Origin of the sequence: uncultured Aquimarina sp. (assembly GCF_947492115.1) — a bacterium.
Lineage (GTDB): Bacteria > Bacteroidota > Bacteroidia > Flavobacteriales > Flavobacteriaceae > Aquimarina.
The window spans coordinates 1-19,700 of record NZ_CANLMM010000009.1; the positions used below are offsets into that span (position 1 = coordinate 1).

Below are 19,700 nucleotides of genomic sequence, written 5' to 3' on the forward strand. Positions count from 1 at the left end.
CGTAATCTCTCTTCTTCAGCTAGTCTTGCAGCCTCAGCCTCTTGACGTAATCTCTCTTCCTCAGCTAATCTAGCAGCTTCTGCTTCTTGACGTTGTCTCTCTTCCTCAGCTAGTCTAGCAGCTTCTGCTTCTTCATCTTTCTGCACAGAAACTTCTCTTTCTAATGATTTCTGAGATTGCTCTCTTCTTCTCTGCTCGGCCATTTCCTGCTCCAGTTTTTTCTGAGAGGCTAATCTTTCTTCCTCAGCTCGTTGTTCTGCAATCTCCAACTCAAGCTTTTTCTGTGCAGCTAATCGCTCTTCTTCTGCCTTTTGCGCTGCCATCTCCTGTTCTAGCTTTTTCTGTGCAGCTAATTGCTCTTCTTCTTCAGCTTTTTGCTTAGCTTCTGCCTCAGCAATTTGTGCTTGTCTAGCATCTTCCTCTTTAGCTGCTTCTTCAGCTTGTCTTTTCGCTTCAGCCTCTGCTTCCGCTTCTGCTTCTTGTCTTTCTGCTTCCGCTTCTCTGGCAGCTTCTTCAGCAGCTATTCTTGCCTCCTCAGCTTGTCTTCCAGCTTCCTCTTCAGCAGCTATTCTTGCTTCTTCTGCTTCTCTCGCTGCCGCTTCTTGAGCTTCTTTTTCTTCTTCTGCTCTTTTCTGCTCAGCTAATTCTAACTGAATCTTCTTCTGCGCTGCTAATCTTTCTTCTTCTGCTTTTTGCTCAGCCATCTCCAACTCCAATTTCCTTTGAGCAGCAAGCTCTTCTTCTTTTTTCTTATTCAGTAATTTTACTTCCTCTTCTCTCTGTAGCGCAAGCTCTCTTGCCTTTCTCGCTTCCTCTTCTTTTGCTTCCTGAATTGATCTCTCTAATTTATTCATTGCTCGTTGAGCCTGACTTAGAGAGTCATTCCTAGTACTTTGTAATTCTCTTATTAGTTTATTTTGATCTAAAATTTCTTTCTTCAATCTTCTTATTTCAGAATCTCTTTGTAAAGAACTTTTTGATGATAAGTTTCTTCTTTTTCTTCTACGTTCTTCTTTAGCGAAATTAAATGCCAAACCAAATTCGTGAGTTGCGCCAAATTCTGCTACACTTGCATCTCCTCCAATTCCAGGTTCTACAGTATATCCCACAGAAACAACTTTGGTAATATTAGCACCTATTCCTATTGATCCTCCATAGAAACTATTATAACCTAATTGTGCCCAACCGTATTTTTGAATTTCAAATAACACGTTTCCACCATATCTTAAATCTTGCTCACCTGGTTTAGAGGCGTAAACCATCCCTCTTAATTCATTTTCCGTTCTTCTCCAATCCAATTCAGTAGTATACATTACATGTCCAGAATATTCGAAATTATCCGTAAGCAATTCACTAGCCGTAACATTATAAGTAACTAAATTTCCAACAGAAACCCCTACATCAAAATTTCCGTAATTAAAATTTACACCTGGTCTAAGAAGAAAAACCGAACTGTTTTCATAATTATTTATGATGTCATCATCTGCTTGTGCTTGGTCTAGGTTACTTTTTAAAGCACTTTGAGAATAATTTAAATTTACACCAAAAGTGAAATTCATATCTCTGTTTAGTTCGAGATTGTATGCGTAATTTAATGTAGCCCCAAAAAACCTAAAAATTCCAACATTCTGTTGAAATAATCCAATTCCAATTCCTGTTTTTTCTTCAAATCTCGCTGAATAATTAAGGAAATATGTCTGAGAATTATCACTAAAACTGGAACGAGGATTTCTATTATAGATGTTTATAGAGTTTTTGTTTTCTCTTACTAAAGAAAACGTAGGATTAAACAAAAACCTATTATATTTTAAAGAATTATGTAACGGAATATCCGAAGGTAATATACCTGATGTATTGGAAGATCCATCTTGTGCAGATACTAGATGTGCACAAAAAATGAAAATAGATATATAGAGTATTTTTTTTATCATAAATTATCTCATTACTGTAATTGTCCCCTTTTTAACAACTGTATTACTTCTTGATATTATATAATAGTATATAAGTTCACTTGCTTGTGAGGCAGACTCATTTGGCCAATCAGCATTATAACCACCATTCTTTTGGAAATCTAACTTTCCGTTGGATGAATATATGCTTACTTCGACATCATTATCTGTAAAGGAATTTGGCAAAACCCATGAATTGTTTGCAGCATTTCCTCCAGGTGTTACAACATTAGGTATTAATTCGGATAATGCACCAGGTCCTCTAACCTCTGCGATCAGAGTATCTGTAGTACAAAGAGAGGAACTTATTCTTGCAAAGTAGTCTCCTTCTTCAGAAACCGTAAGCGTATTGGTTATTTCGCCATCGATTAATACTTCTGTACCATTTTGAATTACATACCACTCATACGTAAAATTGGTACTCGCTGGAGCTGTTAGTGTAACTGTTTGTCCATCTTCCAAAACAGCAGGATTTATATCTAAAACAATGCTATTGGATAAAAAGTCAATAGGTAAATTGTTAGAAACCGTATCTGGTAAACCTCCTGGATTAAAAATAGCCCTCAACTCGAAACTTCCTCCATTATCAGCACGAGAAACATCTAACGACAAAGAAGTCTCACCTGTAGAGACTCCATCATTAAACCACTCGAAATCAAAAAAGTTAAATTGTTCTGTAGTTAAGGGAACACGATCCCCTGTAGATGTTATACCAACCATTTCTTCTAAAGCAATAGTTATTGTGTCCTGATCACAATCGACGACCTCTCCAGGAGCAATCGTTATATCAAATCTTTCTGCTGCTACCACAACCGTTTCTGTTACTAGTTCTGACATACAAGGATCATCCGGAAATAAAGCATCAATTTCTAATCTATAATCTCCAACACCATTTGCAGGAACATCAAACGTAATAGTTGAGCCAGTAGTAACTCCTTGAATTATAATATTAGTATCACGAATCCATCTGAATGTACTTCCTATCGGGGCATCCGTCTCTACAGTTAGTGTTAAAATTTGTGTTGGTAGTAGTACCAATCCTGGCGGTAAAGGAGTTGTAATACTCGATCCTTCATTAGTAACCGTAACTGGATTTGTAACCAACGTACAATCTTCACTTAGATCTATACGTAATTCATATTCACCTCCAAAATCGTTATCAGGTAGCGTAATTGTTGGAGAAGTTTCTCCATCCAAGTCCACTCCATCTTTAATCCATTGATAACTATAAGAAAAGTCTATTTCACTAGCCTGTAAAACTTTTGTCTCATCAGGACAAAAAGAAAAATCTGGAGCTGTTGTAACAATAGAAATTTCACCAGTATTGACCAAAGACGCAGAGATCCTATTAGATTTATTAAAAACAAAAACATTATTACATAAACCTACCGAAACTCGTGCTTGGTAATCTCCTTCTTCCGTTATGAGTAGTCTTGGACTATTCTCACCAGGTATTAATGCTCCGTCCCTTAACCATTCCCAGTTAAAATTATTAACATCTACTTCGTTATTATTTTGATCTAAAACGACTACCGCCACTTCTTTAGCAAATGAAGCTACATTACAAAAAATGATATCGTCACCGCTATTCAAGCGAATTAAAAGATTATCATCATCGAAAAAATGAAATGGAATGGGGTCTGAAATTTCACTAATAATATTAGCTTCTGTAGCTATCACTCTTAGTCTATAATCGTCACTATTTGCATCCTGTGGAACAACTACATTAGGAAATTGAATAACCACTCCCGCCCCACTTGCCTCATTAGGAGGATCCACTGCCTGACCTATATCAGTAATTTCGGATGCATTCGCAAAACTTCCAGAAGGGTTGGAAAGCTGTAAAATAAAATCATTATTTGAAGGTAGTGCAACACCTGCTGACATATCCGCAGTAAAATCGAAGCTATTCGTCAATGTACCGCAAGCTTGAGCGCCTGATACCAAAGTAGGTGCTTCAATATTTCGTTGAGCTAAGGCTTCTTGAAATCCAAGAGCCAAAACAATCAAGACAAAGACTAAGTTAAGTTTCCTTCTCATAGCGATTATATCACTTAAATACGTGTGAAAATATGCACTACTAATCAAACGATTTGGGGCGTTTGTTAATAATATTGTTAATATAAATATACTAAAGTCATAAAATTATAAATTAAAAATTTATATCAAACCAAATTTTCATTTTTTTTTGTAATAATATTCTTACTAAAAGTTGAGGACAATAATTACATGTGTGAAAACCGTAGTTGATACATCTATAAAAAGATAGTAAAGCATTATTAACCAAATACTTAAATATAATCATTTTACAACAAATGTGGTTCAAAAAACTAGGAAAACAGTAGATAAATCTGAAAAAAAACAAAATTTTTATCCAAATTTCCTAAAAATACCATTGATATTCTGACATTTTATAGGATTGAAAAAAATCTAAAAACGGCAACTTTATCCGATTAAGTGTTTTTTTTTATTCCTTTTTTGAACTAATTTTTATAGCTTATCTAGAATATATGTAAGTAAAAATATTTTAGGGAATTTTCCCTAAAAATAATATAAAAAAAGAACTCACTTTACTATGCAATTTTGCACATCTTTACTTGAATATAAAACGACTTAAAACGATATTTATACTAGTAAAACAAACCAAAATCATTCTTTTTTGTGTTTATTTATACAAGTAAAACCTTCCCGCAATTTTCCTTAAGCTTCATACAATCCTTTTCTTAATTTTAACAACAAAACATAAAAAAACCCTATAATTAATATTATAGGGTACGATATGGTGTTTAACTTGGTACTATTCTTTACTTTCTTCTGATGGCTTTTCACCATTAAGTTCAGTAATAATTTTATCAGTTAAGTCTAGCTCTTCTTTAGCATAAAAGATATTCTTTACTTCTGTTTGACCATAAATGTAAGTATATCCATTCTTTTTACCATAATCTTTAATAAAATCTTCAACCTTAGCAACAATAGAATCAATCTCGGTCTGACTACCTTGTTGAATCTCTTGCATTCTAGTTTGCTGTTCTCTTTGCAGTGCTTGTTGTTTTACCATTAACTCCTGCTCTTTTTTCTCTCTATTTGATTGTGTCATGGATTTCATTATATTTTGATATCCTTGAACCTCAATTTGAAATTGTTTTGCTTTTTCCTCTAACTCTGCCCTTACTTCATTATTCTTCTTTGTCCATTTTTCTTTCGCAGCTTTCATTTCTTTAAAATCTGAAACAACTTTTGTATTATTTACAAATCCTGTTTTTTCGGCCTGCTGATTACATGAGGTCATTACAAGTAATCCTATAGCGATGCATAAAAATTTTCTCATTATTCTAAATTTAGTTCTGCGCAAAAATATCAAAGTTCAGTATATGTTATCATTATAACATCATCAAATTACCTCGTCATAAGAAAAAACAATAATTATATCTTTTACAATTATCAAAATCAATTAAAAACGACTCAAAACAAAGCATTTTAAGCTGTTTTTAGAAATTTCCTATAGATTGGGTAACTTTTATTGCAAAAATGTCCTTAAAAAACTTTAAAAACAGAATTAATCGTTTTTTAGCACATAAATATGTGAAGAATACTGTTTTGATCTTCGTGCTTTAAGATTAGATATAAAACCTAGCCGAAAAGCTTTTATAAAATTCATTTTCCCATTCCTATACTTTTCGGATAATAATGAGACATAAAAAGAATCAAATAAAAGTGGTAATGTTTTTTGAAGTTTTATTTTTTCTTCCTGAAAAAGGTTTTCTATCGCCTTTTCAGAAAAATGCCATAAATGCCTAGGTACATCATAAGCAGCCCAATGCGAATTATAGTATTCTGCATCGTATGACTTAAAATTGGGAACAGCGATTATGAGGTGACCATTTGGTTTTAAGAGTCTCTTCAATTCTTTAATTTGAGCAGACAAATCGGGTACGTGCTCAAGAACATGCCACATTGTAATCACGTCAAAATTATTAGAAGATAAGTTAGATGTCGTAGTTTCTAACAAGACTCCTTTCTTTTTTGCTTGTTCCTTAGCTTGATCGTTGGGCTCAACTCCTATTACATCCCATTTTTGTTTTTGGGCTTGCATCAAAAAATCTCCAGTTCCAGCACCAATATCTAACAGAGTGCCTGGTTGATTATTTAATTCAGTTATTAGACGAACCTTTTTTCTTAATGAGTAACTTTTTACAATGTGATACAACTTTTCGAAAAACGTTCTTTTGGAATCGGTATGAGAAATATAATCATCACTTTCATAATATCTCCCCAAGACATCTTCGGATGGTTTAGGGACTGTTACAAGCATATCATATTTTTCATCCTTATACAATTTAAACAGCTCACCAGAAACTGTATAATCTTTACATTCTAAATAATATTCGTTTTCGTTATTCATTATCTATTCTAAACCAACTAAAAATCCTTTACTATTTCTATTTATGTTCACTGATTGACATGATATTAGTTTTTGTTCTATACATCGAAAATTATAATCAAGTATTAAATGTTCCACGTGGAACTAAGATTTTGTAGCATCAAAAACTTCAATATTTAAGAGTTTGCTTAATTCTTTGGCCTTTTCTAAAGCTTTATCATACTTCTCTGATTGAAACAACGTTGTTTTTTTATTTTCCTTAAAAAAACGAACAACATACTTATCATGTCTTTCTTTTGTTCCAATGGCACTTACCGTACTCCAATCATTATTCTGCACAAAACTTCCAGAAAACACAGAAACATAATCTGGAAATTCTAAATTCAGCTTTGTCTTAAAAAGCACCAAACCAAACACAGAAAATAATTTATAATTCTCGAAATGACTATTTATCTTATAGGAAGTTGAAAATCCAAAAAAAAGAGAAGAGACAACAACCAACAATATTCTTGACCACAATTCTTCTCTTCCAAAAAAAAGCATTAAAACAGAAAACACAAAAACTATTGTTACTAAAATCTTCCCTTTTAACGCTCTTTCTTGTTTACATATTACATAATTACTCATCGACCCATATAAACTAAAAGGACAGAAATATCACTAGGCGATACTCCACTAATTCTTGATGCCTGAGAAATTGTAGCAGGTTTTATTTTCGTCATCTTCTCACAAGCTTCATACGAAAGTGATTTCAATTTTGTATAATCAAAGTCCTTTGGAATTTTAATATTTTCCAATCGATTTAGTTTGTCAGCATTATTTTTTTCTTTTTCTATATAACCTGAATATTTAACCTGTATTTCTGTTTGTTCTAACACTTCCTTGTCCAATTCATTTTTTTCAATATAATCCGCTACTTTTTCCAAGCGTCTCATATCTTCTAAATTAATTTGAGGTCGTGCAAAAATCTTGAACATTTTACCACTTTGGTTAATCGGAGAAGATCCTTTTTCCTCCAATACTGGATTCGCTTCTATAGGAGTCACACTTGTATCTTTAAAAAACTGAACAAAATTATCAGACTTCCTCTGCTTTTCTTCCATTCTTAATAAACGATCATCCGAAGCCAATCCGATTTTGTGAGCAACAGGAGTTAACCTAAAGTCAGCATTATCTTGTCTTAATAAAGTTCTATACTCTGCTCTTGATGTAAACATTCTATATGGTTCTTCTGTTCCCTTAGTTATCAGATCATCTATTAAAACTCCAATATAAGCTTCGCTTCTAGTTAAAATAAATGACTCCTCTTCTTTAACTTTTAGCGCTGCGTTTATTCCTGCCATCAAACCCTGAGAAGCTGCTTCCTCATACCCTGTAGTTCCATTTATCTGTCCTGCGAAAAATAAACCATCAATTAACTTTGTTTCCAAAGTATGTGTTAACTGCGTAGGTGGAAAATAATCATATTCTATTGCATAACCTGGTCTAAAGAATTTCACATTTTCAAACCCCACAACTGAACGTAATGCTTTAAATTGAACATCCTCTGGTAAAGATGTAGAAAATCCATTTACATACACTTCTACTGTATTCCACCCTTCTGGTTCAATAAACATTTGATGTCTTTCTTTATCGGCAAATCTATTAATCTTATCTTCAATTGAGGGACAATATCTAGGACCGATACTTTTAATTCTTCCATTAAACATTGGAGATCTATCGAACCCTTCTCTAAGTAAATCATGAACCTCCGGGGACGTGTATGTCATAAAACAAGATCTTTGTTCAGTAAGTGGTTTTGATAAATCAGAATAACTAAACTTTTCTGGATTATCATCTCCTGGCTGTTCAATCATTTTAGAATAATCTAGGGATCTTCCATCTACACGAGGTGGAGTTCCGGTTTTCATTCTTCCTGAATCAAAACCTAAATCTATCAATTGTTCTGTAATACCAGTTGCCGCTCTTTCTCCTGCTCTTCCTCCTCCAAATTGCTTCTCTCCAATATGAATCAAACCATTCAAAAAAGTTCCATTCGTTAACACAACAGTTTTTGCTTTTACCTCAATTCCCAATGATGTTCTTACTCCCACAACTTTCTCTCCTTCGATCAAAAGTCCATTCACCATTTCTTGATAGAAATCCAAATTTGGTGTTTGTTCCAAAAGCAATCTCCATTCTTCAGCAAATCTCATTCTATCACTCTGAACTCTTGGACTCCACATAGCTGGCCCCTTTGATTTATTCAACATCTTAAATTGTATAGCAGTTCTATCACTTACAATACCACTATAACCTCCTAAAGCATCAATCTCTCTTACTATTTGTCCTTTCGCTATACCACCCATTGCTGGATTACAACTCATTTGAGCTATATTTTGCAAATTCATTGTAATCAACAACGTGCTACAACCTAAATTAGCGGCTGACGCCGCAGCTTCACTTCCTGCGTGTCCTCCTCCAACAACAATCACATCATACTCTTTATCAAACATACCTGATCTACATTTGTTCCACGTGGAACATTTAAATTATATAAAAAATTTGTTCCACGTGGAACAAATTATAAAAACAAACTAAAGATGTTCCACGTGGAACATCTTTAGTTTTTCATTTTCTTTTTGTCTCATAACAAGCTTCTCTTCTTCTGTTTTGTCTTTGTAACCACAAAAATGCAACAGTCCGTGAACCATAACCCGTCTTAATTCTTCCTCAAAATCCACGTCGTATATCTCAGCATTCTCCTTTACCCGATCTACAGATATAAAAATATCACCAGCCAGTTCATTACCCATCGTATTATCAAAACTAATTATATCTGTATAGGTGTCGTGGTTTAAATATTTCTGATTAATGTCCAACAAATAATCGTCTAAACACAATATTAAACTGATTTCACCAATTGACTTCTTCTCTGAAACAGCCACCTTGTTCAACCAACTTACAGTCGACAACTCATTAATATTCGTAGCCACCGATTCATAAAAAAAATTAATCATTTTCCTTTTTAAAATATTCTTGAACCTTTCTTTTGTGATTTTGCCGCAAAGGTAATACTTGTCTGTTTAATATCTCAGTAGTATTAAAATATTGTTGCGCCTTTTGAAGTTGACTGCTTGTGTCGTTTTTAAACAATGTTTGATTTGTTTTACTTTCCCTTCTGTTCTCTTCACCCTGTTCTAATGTGGCATCTTCTAGTTTTAATAACTCATGTTTTAGATTCAACATCTTACTAAGGGTGTTATTATTAAATCCTTTTTCTAATAACTCATTTTCTACTTGCTCCATTTTCTTTAACAACGCACTACCCTTACTACCTCCTATTCCTTCTTTTTTAAGTTTATCCTGTAACGCACTCCTTAATTGCTGTTGCTGCTTATATATCTCATATAGCTCTCCATCATTATTTTCTTGTTCACTATCGGCCTCTCCTTTACCATTTTTACCATCTTTACTTTCTCCTTTTTTGTTCCCACTCTCTCCTTTTCCTTTTTCTCCATTTTCTCCAGAACCGCCTTGGTTAGACTGACCCTGTTGTTGTCCCTCCTTTTTACCCTGCTTCTCACCCTTCTCAGTTCCATCTTTCATTTGCTCATTTAATTCTCCTTGTTTCTTTATAATATCCGGTAACTGAAAACCTCTTGACTTTCCACTATTCCCCTTACCTGCAGCAGACATACTGTTTTGCATTTGGTCCAATGCCTTACTTAAAAAATACGCTAAGTCATTAGAACCCGTTACTGCATATTGTTGATTAGCGGTTCCCTGTATTACTTGATTCTCAGACAAGCGTTCTAATGATTTATCTATATTAAACTCTATATCCGTTAATTTACTAGTCACTTCATCAGATATCTTAGGTTGACGTAACGCTAATGCATATAAACTATCATCTATATGAATAAAATTTTCTCTTAAGACACTTTGCTTTTTCAGTTTTGATGAGTAAGTTGGATTATTATTATTTATTCCTTTGAAACCTTTCATTAGCCCTTCTTGTTCCATTGAAAAATCTACCAGATTATCTAGAATCTGCCTCAACATTTCCATGTCTTCCTGTTGCTGTTCTCCACCAGCCATTTGCATCTGCATCTGCATTCCACTACTCATTTGTTTCATTTTCTGAGCTGCACTTTTCTGATTTTTCTTAGCATCAGATTTGTTATTTTTATCTAGGTTATCGCTCGCTTTCTCTTGTTCCTCTTTAATCCCATCCTCATCTTTTTGCTCCTGATCCAAGTTCATAGGCTTCTTTAGTTTTTCATTATCCTTTCTTAACTCCTTCATTTCATCCTGAAACTTCTCGAACTTTTCATTTAATTTATCCTGCTTTTCCTTGGTGTTTTCTTCTTCCTTTTCAGACAACTCTTCCTGTTCTTTAGCAAGCTGACTCAACTCCTCTGCTAATTTCTCATGCTTCTGAATTACGTAATATCTTTTAGTAAGCTCCAAAAGCTGTTCTAAATTCTTCTTCAAATTCTTATTTTCTTTCGCAAGCTCCTCCAACTTTTCTGTTAATTCCTCCTTCTGGATCTTCTCTGATAACTTATTTATCTCTTCTAATAACTTTTCATTTTTCTTTAGCTTTTCCTCATTACGCTCCATCATTTCTTTTAATGCATCTTTAAAAGGTTCCTCCTCTTTCTTATCATCCAATTGCTCCAGATTATCTTTTAGCTTTTTAGAGAAATTCTGCATCATCTTTTCCTGTTCCTTTTGTCGTTTTAGATAGTCCTCTAATTTCTTTTTATCGTTAAAATCTAATTGTTTTTTTTCCTTTTGAATCTTACTAAGTTCCTTCAGATCACTTTCCTGTTCCTCGAATTTTTTCAATGATTTATTCAAACCTGAAATCGCCTCGTTTTGTTCATTTAACCTTTTCTTATCTTCCTCTAAATTTGTCAATTTTCTGAAACTAAAAACTTGGCTTTTTGTTGATTTACTTCCATTCACTCCATCATTATCATAAACTTCAAAATAAAAATCATAATTAATCCCATTATCCAAATCAATATCACCTGGAAAAACATAGATAAATTCGTCAAAAACAGAAGAATTAATACTAATCTTTTTCTTTATTTTTTCATCATCTTTATCGCTATTGTAATACACCAAATTCAGACCTCTTAAACCATAATCATCACTTACTCTTCCAAAAAAGTAAAGTGTACTATTATCTACACTATCCTTCTCTGAAGTTAAATTAATTTCTGGATACTGATCCTTAATAACATTTATGCTAAAAGATAAATTGTCATAATCCTTAATGTTCTTATTCGATGATGTTATCTGATAATCCCAATTTCCATATAACCTATTTCCATATTTAAAAGTAGATTTATCCTTCATAAACGCTATTACCGAATCTTTCGAAATCATATTAACGTATTCCGTATTTCTTGTATTCACTGACCAAGACACCTTTGTTCCTTCCGGAACTATTGCATTCCCCGAACTATTAACACTTTCATCCTTCTTTTGTGTATACTCCGGATAATCAAGATTCATTTTAAAATCCAACAATGTTGGCACTGGAACAACTTTTAATTCATAATCCTTAGAAAACACATCACTCGATGATAACCTAAAACTCATTGACTTCTTTGGCTGTATAAAAGTATATTCGAAATCCCCTACCTTCTTACTTTTCATGAAATAAGTTTCTCCCTCATAATTGATACTCACACTCTCGGGAATCACATCACCACTGGTGCCTACTTTTACAACAAAATCTTCATTCTCCAATGCATTTAAATTATCATTTACCACAAAAAATTGAAATGGTGCCGGCGGTTCATATGCCGTTCCATAGTTAATAACTCTATTATAACTTTCTGAATACCAGTTTCTTTTATTAAATAAACTTACTAGTAAAAAAACGGAAACCGGAATAATGATATACTTAAGATATTTCACATTTTTCTTAAAGTCTATTGCCGTTTTAAACGGTACAGGACTTAACTCTTGGGATTTTTGTTCTATACTCGCTAACAATAATGAAGATGAGGAATTATTTTCGCTTAACTGTAACAGGTTTAACAATTTATCATTTACTTTTGGAAAATGATCTCCTATAATTTTCGAAGCACTTTCATAATCTATACCTCTAGCAAGCTTGAATAATTTAAACAAAGGAATCACTATAAACTTCGAAAACAGACTTAACTCTACAATAACGAACATCCAAAATAATATCGTCCTCCATAGTTTACTTAACCAAAAAACATATTCTATTAACAGTGTAATCAAAAAATACAACAACCCAATAGCGGCAAAAAGAATTACGCCTTTAATCAATTCATTTGTATAATATTTCCTTATAAAACTTTCTAGTTTATTCTTGATTAACTCAAAACTGCTCATAACTTCACCTTTTCTTTTTCAGTAATTTATAAAACTACAACTTTATTTCTTATAGATTTGTTATATTTATTATAATTCAAAACCCTAGATTATAACTTGTTATGAAAGATCTTAAATACATATCTGCATATAGCATACCTTTAGTTGCAGTTTTAAGTATCTATCTAATGGATATTTATACCTACCTAACCCCTATCTATGTTTTTGGTATTATACCAATAATTGAACTTTTTACTCCTTCGTCTGAAGAAAATTTAGACCCTGATACCAGATTAACTAAATCCAAGAAAAAAATATTCGACTGGCTTTTATATATAAATCTCCCTTTGATTTATTTAATACTATTTTATGCTCTTTATACCATTTCCTCAAATGATTTAAAAACCTTTGAAATTGTAGGAATTATTATATCGACCGGAATAGTTCTTGGTGCCAATGGAATAAACGTCGGTCATGAATTAGGGCATAGATTTTCTAACGAAAGATTTATCGCTAAGGCTCTTCTACTTCCTTCATTATACATGCACTTTTATATAGAACACAATTTTGGACATCATCTTAAAGCTGCTACTAAAGATGACCCTGCTACAGCTCGTTATAACCAACCTGTATACATTTTTTGGATCACATCTGTAATTGGACAATATATAAGTGCTTGGAAAATTCAAAAAACACTTCTTAAAAAAGAGAATCGTTCATTTTTATCATTCAAAAACGATATGTTTTGGTATATGATTATCACAATATGCTATTTAGGTATGACCTATTCTTTTTTCGGTTTAACAGGACTATGGGCTACTATATCATGCGGTACTGTTGGCTTTTTACTTCTAGAAACTATCAATTACATAGAACATTATGGTCTTGTTCGTAAGAAAAATAACTCCGGACGTTACGAAAGAGTTCGCGAAATACATTCCTGGAACTCCAATCATCTACTAGGCCGTATTCTTCTTTTTGAACTTACTCGCCATAGCGATCATCATTATAGAGCCTCTAAAAAATATCAAATTCTTGATCACCATGACCAAAGCCCTCAACTACCATTTGGCTACCCTACCTCCATGGTACTTTCCTTATTTCCACCATTATGGTTTATGTTAATGAATAAACGTGTTCCACGTGAAATGAAACCTTTGTAACATTACATAATTAATTACTTTAAATCCTTTTTATACACTTTCATAAGATCGTATCTTTGTCATTTCTTTTATAACCTTACGGTTTAAAACATTTAACTATGACAAACAAACCACGTGTACGATTTGCTCCAAGTCCTACCGGTCCGCTACATATTGGTGGTGTAAGAACAGCTTTATTTAATTACTTATTTACTAAAAAAAATCAAGGAACTTTTGTTCTTCGTATAGAAGATACAGATCAAAACCGTTACGTTCCTGGAGCTGAAGATTATGTAATCGACGCATTAAACTGGTGCAATATTCCTTTTGATGAAGGTCCAGGAAAAGAAGGCAATTACGGCCCTTACCGACAAAGTGAACGAAAACATTTATACAAACAATATGCTGACCAACTTATCCAAAATGGTCATGCCTATTATGCTTTTGATACTTCAGAAGAATTAGATCTACATCGTAAACAACATGAAGAAAACGGAAAAACGTTCGTTTACAACTGGCATAATAGAGAAAAACTGAATAACTCACTGTCCTTATCGGAGAATGAAATATCGCAAAAAATTAATTCTGGCGAACCTTATGTTATTCGTTTTAAATGTCCTGTCGACGAAACTCTTCAACTTATTGACGAAGTACGCGGTACTATAACTATCGAAACTAATGTACTTGATGATAAAATCCTTTTTAAAAGTGATGGTATGCCAACATATCACCTAGCTAATATTGTGGATGATCATCTTATGGAAATTACTCATGTAATTCGCGGTGAAGAGTGGTTACCTTCTCTACCGTTACATGTGCTATTATATAGATCATTAGGATGGGAAACTCCAAGTTTTTCTCACCTACCACTTATCCTGAAGCCTACTGGAAAAGGTAAGTTAGGAAAACGCGATGGTATCAAAGGAGGTTTTCCTGTATTCCCCCTACAATGGATAGATCCAAAAACGAAAGAAATCGCCTCTGGTTATAGAGAAGATGGTTATCTACCAGAAGCTGTTATTAACATGCTAGCGTTCTTAGGATGGAATCCAGGAACAGAACAAGAAATCTTTTCCTTAACGGAACTTATTCAATCATTTGACCTTGGACGAGTGAATAAAGCGGGAGCCAAATTTGATCCTGAAAAAACAAAATGGTTTCAACAACAACATTTTCAAAATACAGACGACTCTCTACACGTGGAACAATTAAAAAATATTCTACAAAATAAGAACATATCTTCTTCCTTTGATTTAAACAAAATTGTTGGTCTTATTAAAGAAAGAGCCGTTTTTACAAATGACCTTTGGGATCTTAGCTCTTTCCTATTTATTGCTCCTTCTGAATATGATGAAAAAGCAGTTAAAAAAGCATGGAAAGAAGACACAGCATCTCTCATGCACGAACTAACAAGGATACTAACTGATATTGATGATTTTTCATCAGAAAATGTTTCCAACATCGTTAAAAGTTGGATCAAATCAAAAGAAATTGGTTTTGGTAAAATTATGATGCCTCTTCGAATATCATTAGTTGGATCTCTACAAGGTCCAGACCTATTTGAGATCATGTCCATCATTTCAAAAGAAGAAACGATTAAAAGAATTGAATCTACAATAGAAAGAATATAACATTTATTTTACGCATTATCTTACTATAGCCTGTTACACAATTAACAGGCTATTTTGTTTTATTCTGTAACGTTTATGAATAAAATCATACAGATAAAGTAATGATCTTAAACTTTGTCATCTATGGAAAAACAATATAAAGTACTTAAAATATCAAATCTTTGGTCTACTGAAAAACTTCGCAAACAGGTTGAAGATACTCTTAATAAAGCGTCCAAAGATGGATGGGAAATAATTTCTGTAGCATTCGGTACCTCTAGCAGCTCTGGAATGTCCACCGCCATGATTACTATTGCGAAATAAAATTTATCTATTTACAATTAATTAGTAAATTCAAAGTATCTAATAACATTTAATATCAAAACCAATGACACTATATTTTATACCCATAATTATCCTAGGATTTCTTATACTGGTATCCGGGATATTTACAGTAAAACAACAGACAGCAGCTGTTGTTGAAAGATTTGGAAAATTTTTAAGTATTCGTAACTCCGGATTACATTTTAAAATTCCAATCTTTGATCGAATTGCCGGTCGTATTAATCTAAGAATACAGCAATTAGACGTTATTGTTGAAACAAAAACCAAGGACGACGTATTTGTACGTCTAAAAATATCAGTACAATTCCAAGTTATAAAGGATAAGGTTTATGACGCCTTCTATAAACTAGAAAATCCACACGATCAAATTACATCTTATGTATTTGATGTAGTACGTGCAGAAGTGCCAAAGATGAAACTTGATGATGTTTTTGAAAGAAAAGACGATATTGCTATCGCTGTAAAACAAGAATTAAATGAAGCGATGGTTAATTATGGTTATGATATCATAAAAACTCTTGTTACTGATATCGATCCAGATCTTCAAGTAAAAGAAGCAATGAATAGAATTAACGCTGCAGAAAGAGAAAAAGTTGCAGCCGAGTATGAGGCTGAAGCTGAACGTATTAAGATTGTAGCAAAAGCTCGAGCTGAGGCAGAGAGTAAGAGATTACAAGGTCAAGGTATTGCAGATCAACGAAGAGAAATTGCTAGAGGTCTAGAAGAAAGTGTGGATGTTTTAAACAACGTAGGTATCAATTCTCAAGAAGCCTCTGCTTTAATTGTTGTTACCCAACACTATGATACTTTACAATCTATAGGTGAAGAAACCAACAGTAATTTAATTTTACTACCAAATTCTCCTCAGGCAGGAAGTGATATGCTAAACAATATGATTGCATCCTTTACAGCATCCAACCAAATAGGAGAAGAAATGAAACGCCAAAATGCCAAAAAAGGTATTGGTAGAAAAAACACAGAAGAATAAGAATTTCTTATTATAAAACTAAATCCGATCACCATAAATGATCGGATTTTATTTTTTTACTAATTTTCAAAATATCTAATGAGATAAATTACTAATTTTGTAAAAAAACTAAAATAAACGGTTTTAAGCGCATTTTAAAAAAAAGATATAAAATCATACTATGCAACTTTTATTTAAGCTCATAGTCTTTTATATAGATCCGTTTATGATAGATAGAACTAATTAAGAAAAATAATTAATCAATTTTTCTTATATATAAAAAACAGTCATTTATAATCGCAAGTCATGAAAAATTACTTACTCCTCTTTCTGTTAATCTCAGGAAGTGTTTTTTCCCAAAGCATGTCCAAATTAGAAAAACTAGCTTTACGAGATGCAAAGATCGTATCCAAAGCTTCTGTACAAAAAGATGTTAATACTCTTTTACTTCATACACATCCTAAAATATCCAAAAAGATAGGAAACGAACAATTGAAACAAGAATTAGAAGATACCTTTAGAGCTATGACTGCTCAAAAAATTAAAATTGTTAGTTCACAGGTTGATGAAGTAACTGATATACGAAAAGAAAAAAAAGAATATCGCTGTCTAGTAAAAAATACCATAGAAATGGATTATAATGGTCGTACGGTGAAATTTAAATCCTCTTTATTCGGATTCTATAATAAGAAAAAAGAAAAATGGTACTTTATAGACGCTAATAAATTACTAGATGATGAGGATACTAAAAAAGTATTTAAAAATTTCAATACTGATATAGAAATTCCTCAAGATGAGCAAATTGCAGATTTCTAACAGTATACATTAAAACAAAAAAAAGACGGACTAACATCCGTCTTTTTCTTTTTATGATGGTAATCAAAACTTTATAATCCTAATCCACTCGCTACTTGCTCAGCCTCTGCTCTTAATAACTCGTTAGCATCTTCTCTACCTTTCTTTATAAAATCAATAGCATCCTGATCAGGCGTTATACCCTTATGTTCTAATATAACACCAAGCGCTAAAGTTGTCACTATTCTCGTTCCTATTTTCTTAGCAGCTGTTCCATATAACGGAACCAATTCCTCAATATCAACATCTTTAGCCACTTCCAATATTTTCGATTTAAGAGCCTCTCTCTTCTCTTCTGATAAGTTGGTGTACTTCTTCCCTGCTCTTTTAATCTCATTAATAGCAGACACTTCTATCTTTGTATTCTGAGGCTTTTGAGTATTGCTATTAGTATTCTGGGTAGTAGGTTTAACTTTTGCCCAAGTATCTCTTAAACCAACAGTTTTATTAAAAATTAGGCTGTCGGGAGTACTATCAGGATCCACGTTAAAATAACCCAATCTCTGGAACTGAAATCTTTCTAAAAGTGTTGATTCTTTTAAACTAGGCTCTACATAACCCATAATTATTTGTAAAGAATTTGGGTTCAAGAATTCCATAAAATCTTTCTCCTTGTGACTATCAGGAGCCTCATCGTTAAATAACCGATCATACAATCTTATTTCTGCAGGAATCGAGTGTTTTATAGATACCCAATGTAATGTTCCTTTTACATTGCGTTTAGATTCCTCTGTGCCGCTACCCGATTTACTCTTAGGATCATACGTACAATGAATCTCAGTTATTACTCCATTACTATCTTTTATAACATTCTCACCTTTAATAATATAGGCATTCTTAAGTCGTACTTCTTTACCTAATGTAAGTCTAAAATATTTACGCCCAGCTTCCTCCTTAAAATCTTCTCTCTCTATATATAATTCTTTAGAAAAAGGTACCTTTCTATTTCCTGCAGCTTCATCTTCTGGATTATTTTCAGCCTCTAACCATTCTTCTTCACCATCAGGATAATTAGTTATAACCAGCTTTACTGGGTCTAAAACAGCCATTACTCTTGGTGCTGTTTTATTTAAATCTTCGCGAACACAAAATTCAAGTAATGATACATCTATCACATTCTCCCTTTTTGCCACACCAACAGTATCTACAAATTTTCTAATTGATGCAGGAGTATATCCTCTTCTTCTTAATCCAGAAATTGTAGGCATTCTAGGATCGTCCCACCCTTTTACTACACCTTCATTCACCAATCTAAGCAACTTACGTTTACTCATAATAGTATAACTTAGATTTAGTCTGGCAAACTCTCGTTGTTTAGGTCTAATACTTGTGTTATCATACACCTGATCCAAAAACCAATCATACAATTTTCTATGTGGTTTAAATTCTAAAGAGCACAAAGAATGTGATATATTTTCTATGTAATCACTTTCTCCATGTGTCCAATCATACATAGGATAAATACACCATTCATCACCCGTTCTATGATGAGATTTTTTAAGGATTCTATACATCAAAGGATCCCTCATAAGCATATTAGGATCTGCCATATCAATCTTGGCTCTTACAACATGTTCTCCTTCTTCAAAATGCCCATTTTTCATTTTTTCAAATAGATCCAGATTTTCTTCCACTGTCCTATCTCTAAATGGACTATTTATACCAGGTTCTGTAGTTGTCCCCTTTTGTTCTGCTATAGCCTCTGAAGATTGACTATCTACATAGGCTTTTCCATCTTTTATTAATTGAACAGTCCAATCATATAACTGCTGAAAATAATCTGAAGAATAACATTCTTTATCCCATTGATATCCTAACCAACTAATATCCTCTTTAATCGCATCCACATATTCTTGCTCTTCTTTTGCTGGATTGGTATCATCAAAACGTAAATTTACTGGAGCATTATATTTTAAACCCATACCAAAACTAATTCCTATAGCTTTAGTATGACCTATATGCAAATATCCATTTGGTTCTGGAGGAAAACGAAAACGTAAATCTTCTTGATTCATTCCATTGGCCAAATCTTCTTCGACAATATGCTCTAAAAAATTGAGTGATTTTTTTTCTTCTGTCATTTGATAAAAATAAAACACAAAACTACCT

At 33.0% G+C, this 19,700-nt stretch carries 14 protein-coding genes; 5 read left to right on the forward strand and 9 right to left on the reverse strand.

Going from position 1 to position 19,700, the window contains the following annotated elements; translation table 11 throughout:
- The 8 genes from Q1A73_RS20760 to Q1A73_RS20795 all read right to left on the reverse strand — a co-directional run.
- On the reverse strand, positions 1 to 1,931 hold a 1,931-nt coding region (locus tag Q1A73_RS20760), incomplete at its 3' end, for a PorP/SprF family type IX secretion system membrane protein (RefSeq protein WP_299609669.1).
- Positions 1,932 to 1,934: 3 nt separating this feature from the next.
- Positions 1,935 to 3,989 (reverse strand): gliding motility-associated C-terminal domain-containing protein, encoded by a 2,055-nt coding sequence (locus Q1A73_RS20765; RefSeq protein WP_299609671.1) that lies wholly within the window; start codon positions 3,987 to 3,989, stop codon positions 1,935 to 1,937.
- 757 nt (positions 3,990 to 4,746) lie between these two features.
- Positions 4,747 to 5,277 carry an OmpH family outer membrane protein gene (locus tag Q1A73_RS20770; protein WP_299609673.1) on the reverse strand — a complete coding sequence of 177 codons (531 nt, stop codon included), beginning with the start codon at positions 5,275 to 5,277 and terminating at the stop codon, positions 4,747 to 4,749.
- Positions 5,278 to 5,505: 228 nt separating this feature from the next.
- Complete coding sequence (locus tag Q1A73_RS20775) at positions 5,506 to 6,351, reverse strand: class I SAM-dependent methyltransferase (protein ID WP_299609675.1); 846 nt, start codon at positions 6,349 to 6,351, stop codon at positions 5,506 to 5,508.
- Positions 6,352 to 6,474: 123 nt separating this feature from the next.
- Entirely contained in the window at positions 6,475 to 6,957 is a 483-nt protein-coding gene (locus Q1A73_RS20780) for a hypothetical protein (RefSeq protein WP_299609677.1), read from the reverse strand.
- Positions 6,954 to 8,825 carry a tRNA uridine-5-carboxymethylaminomethyl(34) synthesis enzyme MnmG gene (mnmG, locus tag Q1A73_RS20785; RefSeq protein WP_299609679.1) on the reverse strand — a complete coding sequence of 624 codons (1,872 nt, stop codon included), beginning with the start codon at positions 8,823 to 8,825 and terminating at the stop codon, positions 6,954 to 6,956. The genes Q1A73_RS20780 and mnmG overlap by 4 nt, the downstream gene beginning before the upstream one ends.
- A gap of 81 nt (positions 8,826 to 8,906) precedes the next feature.
- Entirely contained in the window at positions 8,907 to 9,329 is a 423-nt protein-coding gene (gene ybeY, locus Q1A73_RS20790; protein ID WP_299609681.1) for an rRNA maturation RNase YbeY, read from the reverse strand.
- Positions 9,322 to 12,693, reverse strand: coding sequence for a DUF4175 family protein (locus Q1A73_RS20795; protein ID WP_299609683.1), 3,372 nt, complete (start codon positions 12,691 to 12,693; stop codon positions 9,322 to 9,324). Before Q1A73_RS20795 ends, ybeY begins: the two co-directional genes overlap by 8 nt.
- Before the next feature lie 101 nt (positions 12,694 to 12,794).
- On the opposite strand from Q1A73_RS20795, the gene Q1A73_RS20800 reads away from it, so the two are divergent.
- The 5 genes from Q1A73_RS20800 (at position 12,795) to Q1A73_RS20820 (ending at position 17,552) form a co-directional block, all read left to right on the forward strand.
- On the forward strand, positions 12,795 to 13,835 hold the full coding sequence (locus Q1A73_RS20800; RefSeq protein ID WP_299609684.1) for an alkane 1-monooxygenase: 1,041 nt from the start codon (positions 12,795 to 12,797) through the stop codon (positions 13,833 to 13,835).
- 98 nt (positions 13,836 to 13,933) lie between these two features.
- The gene (gene gltX / locus Q1A73_RS20805) at positions 13,934 to 15,445 is read left to right on the forward strand and encodes a glutamate--tRNA ligase (protein WP_299609687.1); all 1,512 of its coding nucleotides are present in this window, start codon (positions 13,934 to 13,936) and stop codon (positions 15,443 to 15,445) included.
- A 123-nt stretch (positions 15,446 to 15,568) separates the two neighbouring features.
- Entirely contained in the window at positions 15,569 to 15,748 is a 180-nt protein-coding gene (locus Q1A73_RS20810; protein WP_299609689.1) for a DUF4177 domain-containing protein, read from the forward strand.
- 64 nt (positions 15,749 to 15,812) lie between these two features.
- A complete protein-coding gene (locus Q1A73_RS20815) occupies positions 15,813 to 16,757 on the forward strand; it encodes an SPFH domain-containing protein (protein WP_299609691.1) in 945 nt (314 codons plus the stop codon).
- A gap of 285 nt (positions 16,758 to 17,042) precedes the next feature.
- Positions 17,043 to 17,552 (forward strand): hypothetical protein, encoded by a 510-nt coding sequence (locus tag Q1A73_RS20820; protein WP_299609694.1) that lies wholly within the window; start codon positions 17,043 to 17,045, stop codon positions 17,550 to 17,552.
- Positions 17,553 to 17,623: 71 nt separating this feature from the next.
- Here the strand turns inward: Q1A73_RS20820 and Q1A73_RS20825 are convergent, their stop codons facing one another.
- Positions 17,624 to 19,672 carry a glutamine--tRNA ligase/YqeY domain fusion protein gene (locus Q1A73_RS20825; protein WP_299609697.1) on the reverse strand — a complete coding sequence of 683 codons (2,049 nt, stop codon included), beginning with the start codon at positions 19,670 to 19,672 and terminating at the stop codon, positions 17,624 to 17,626.
- Between the last annotated feature and the right edge of the window lie 28 nt (positions 19,673 to 19,700).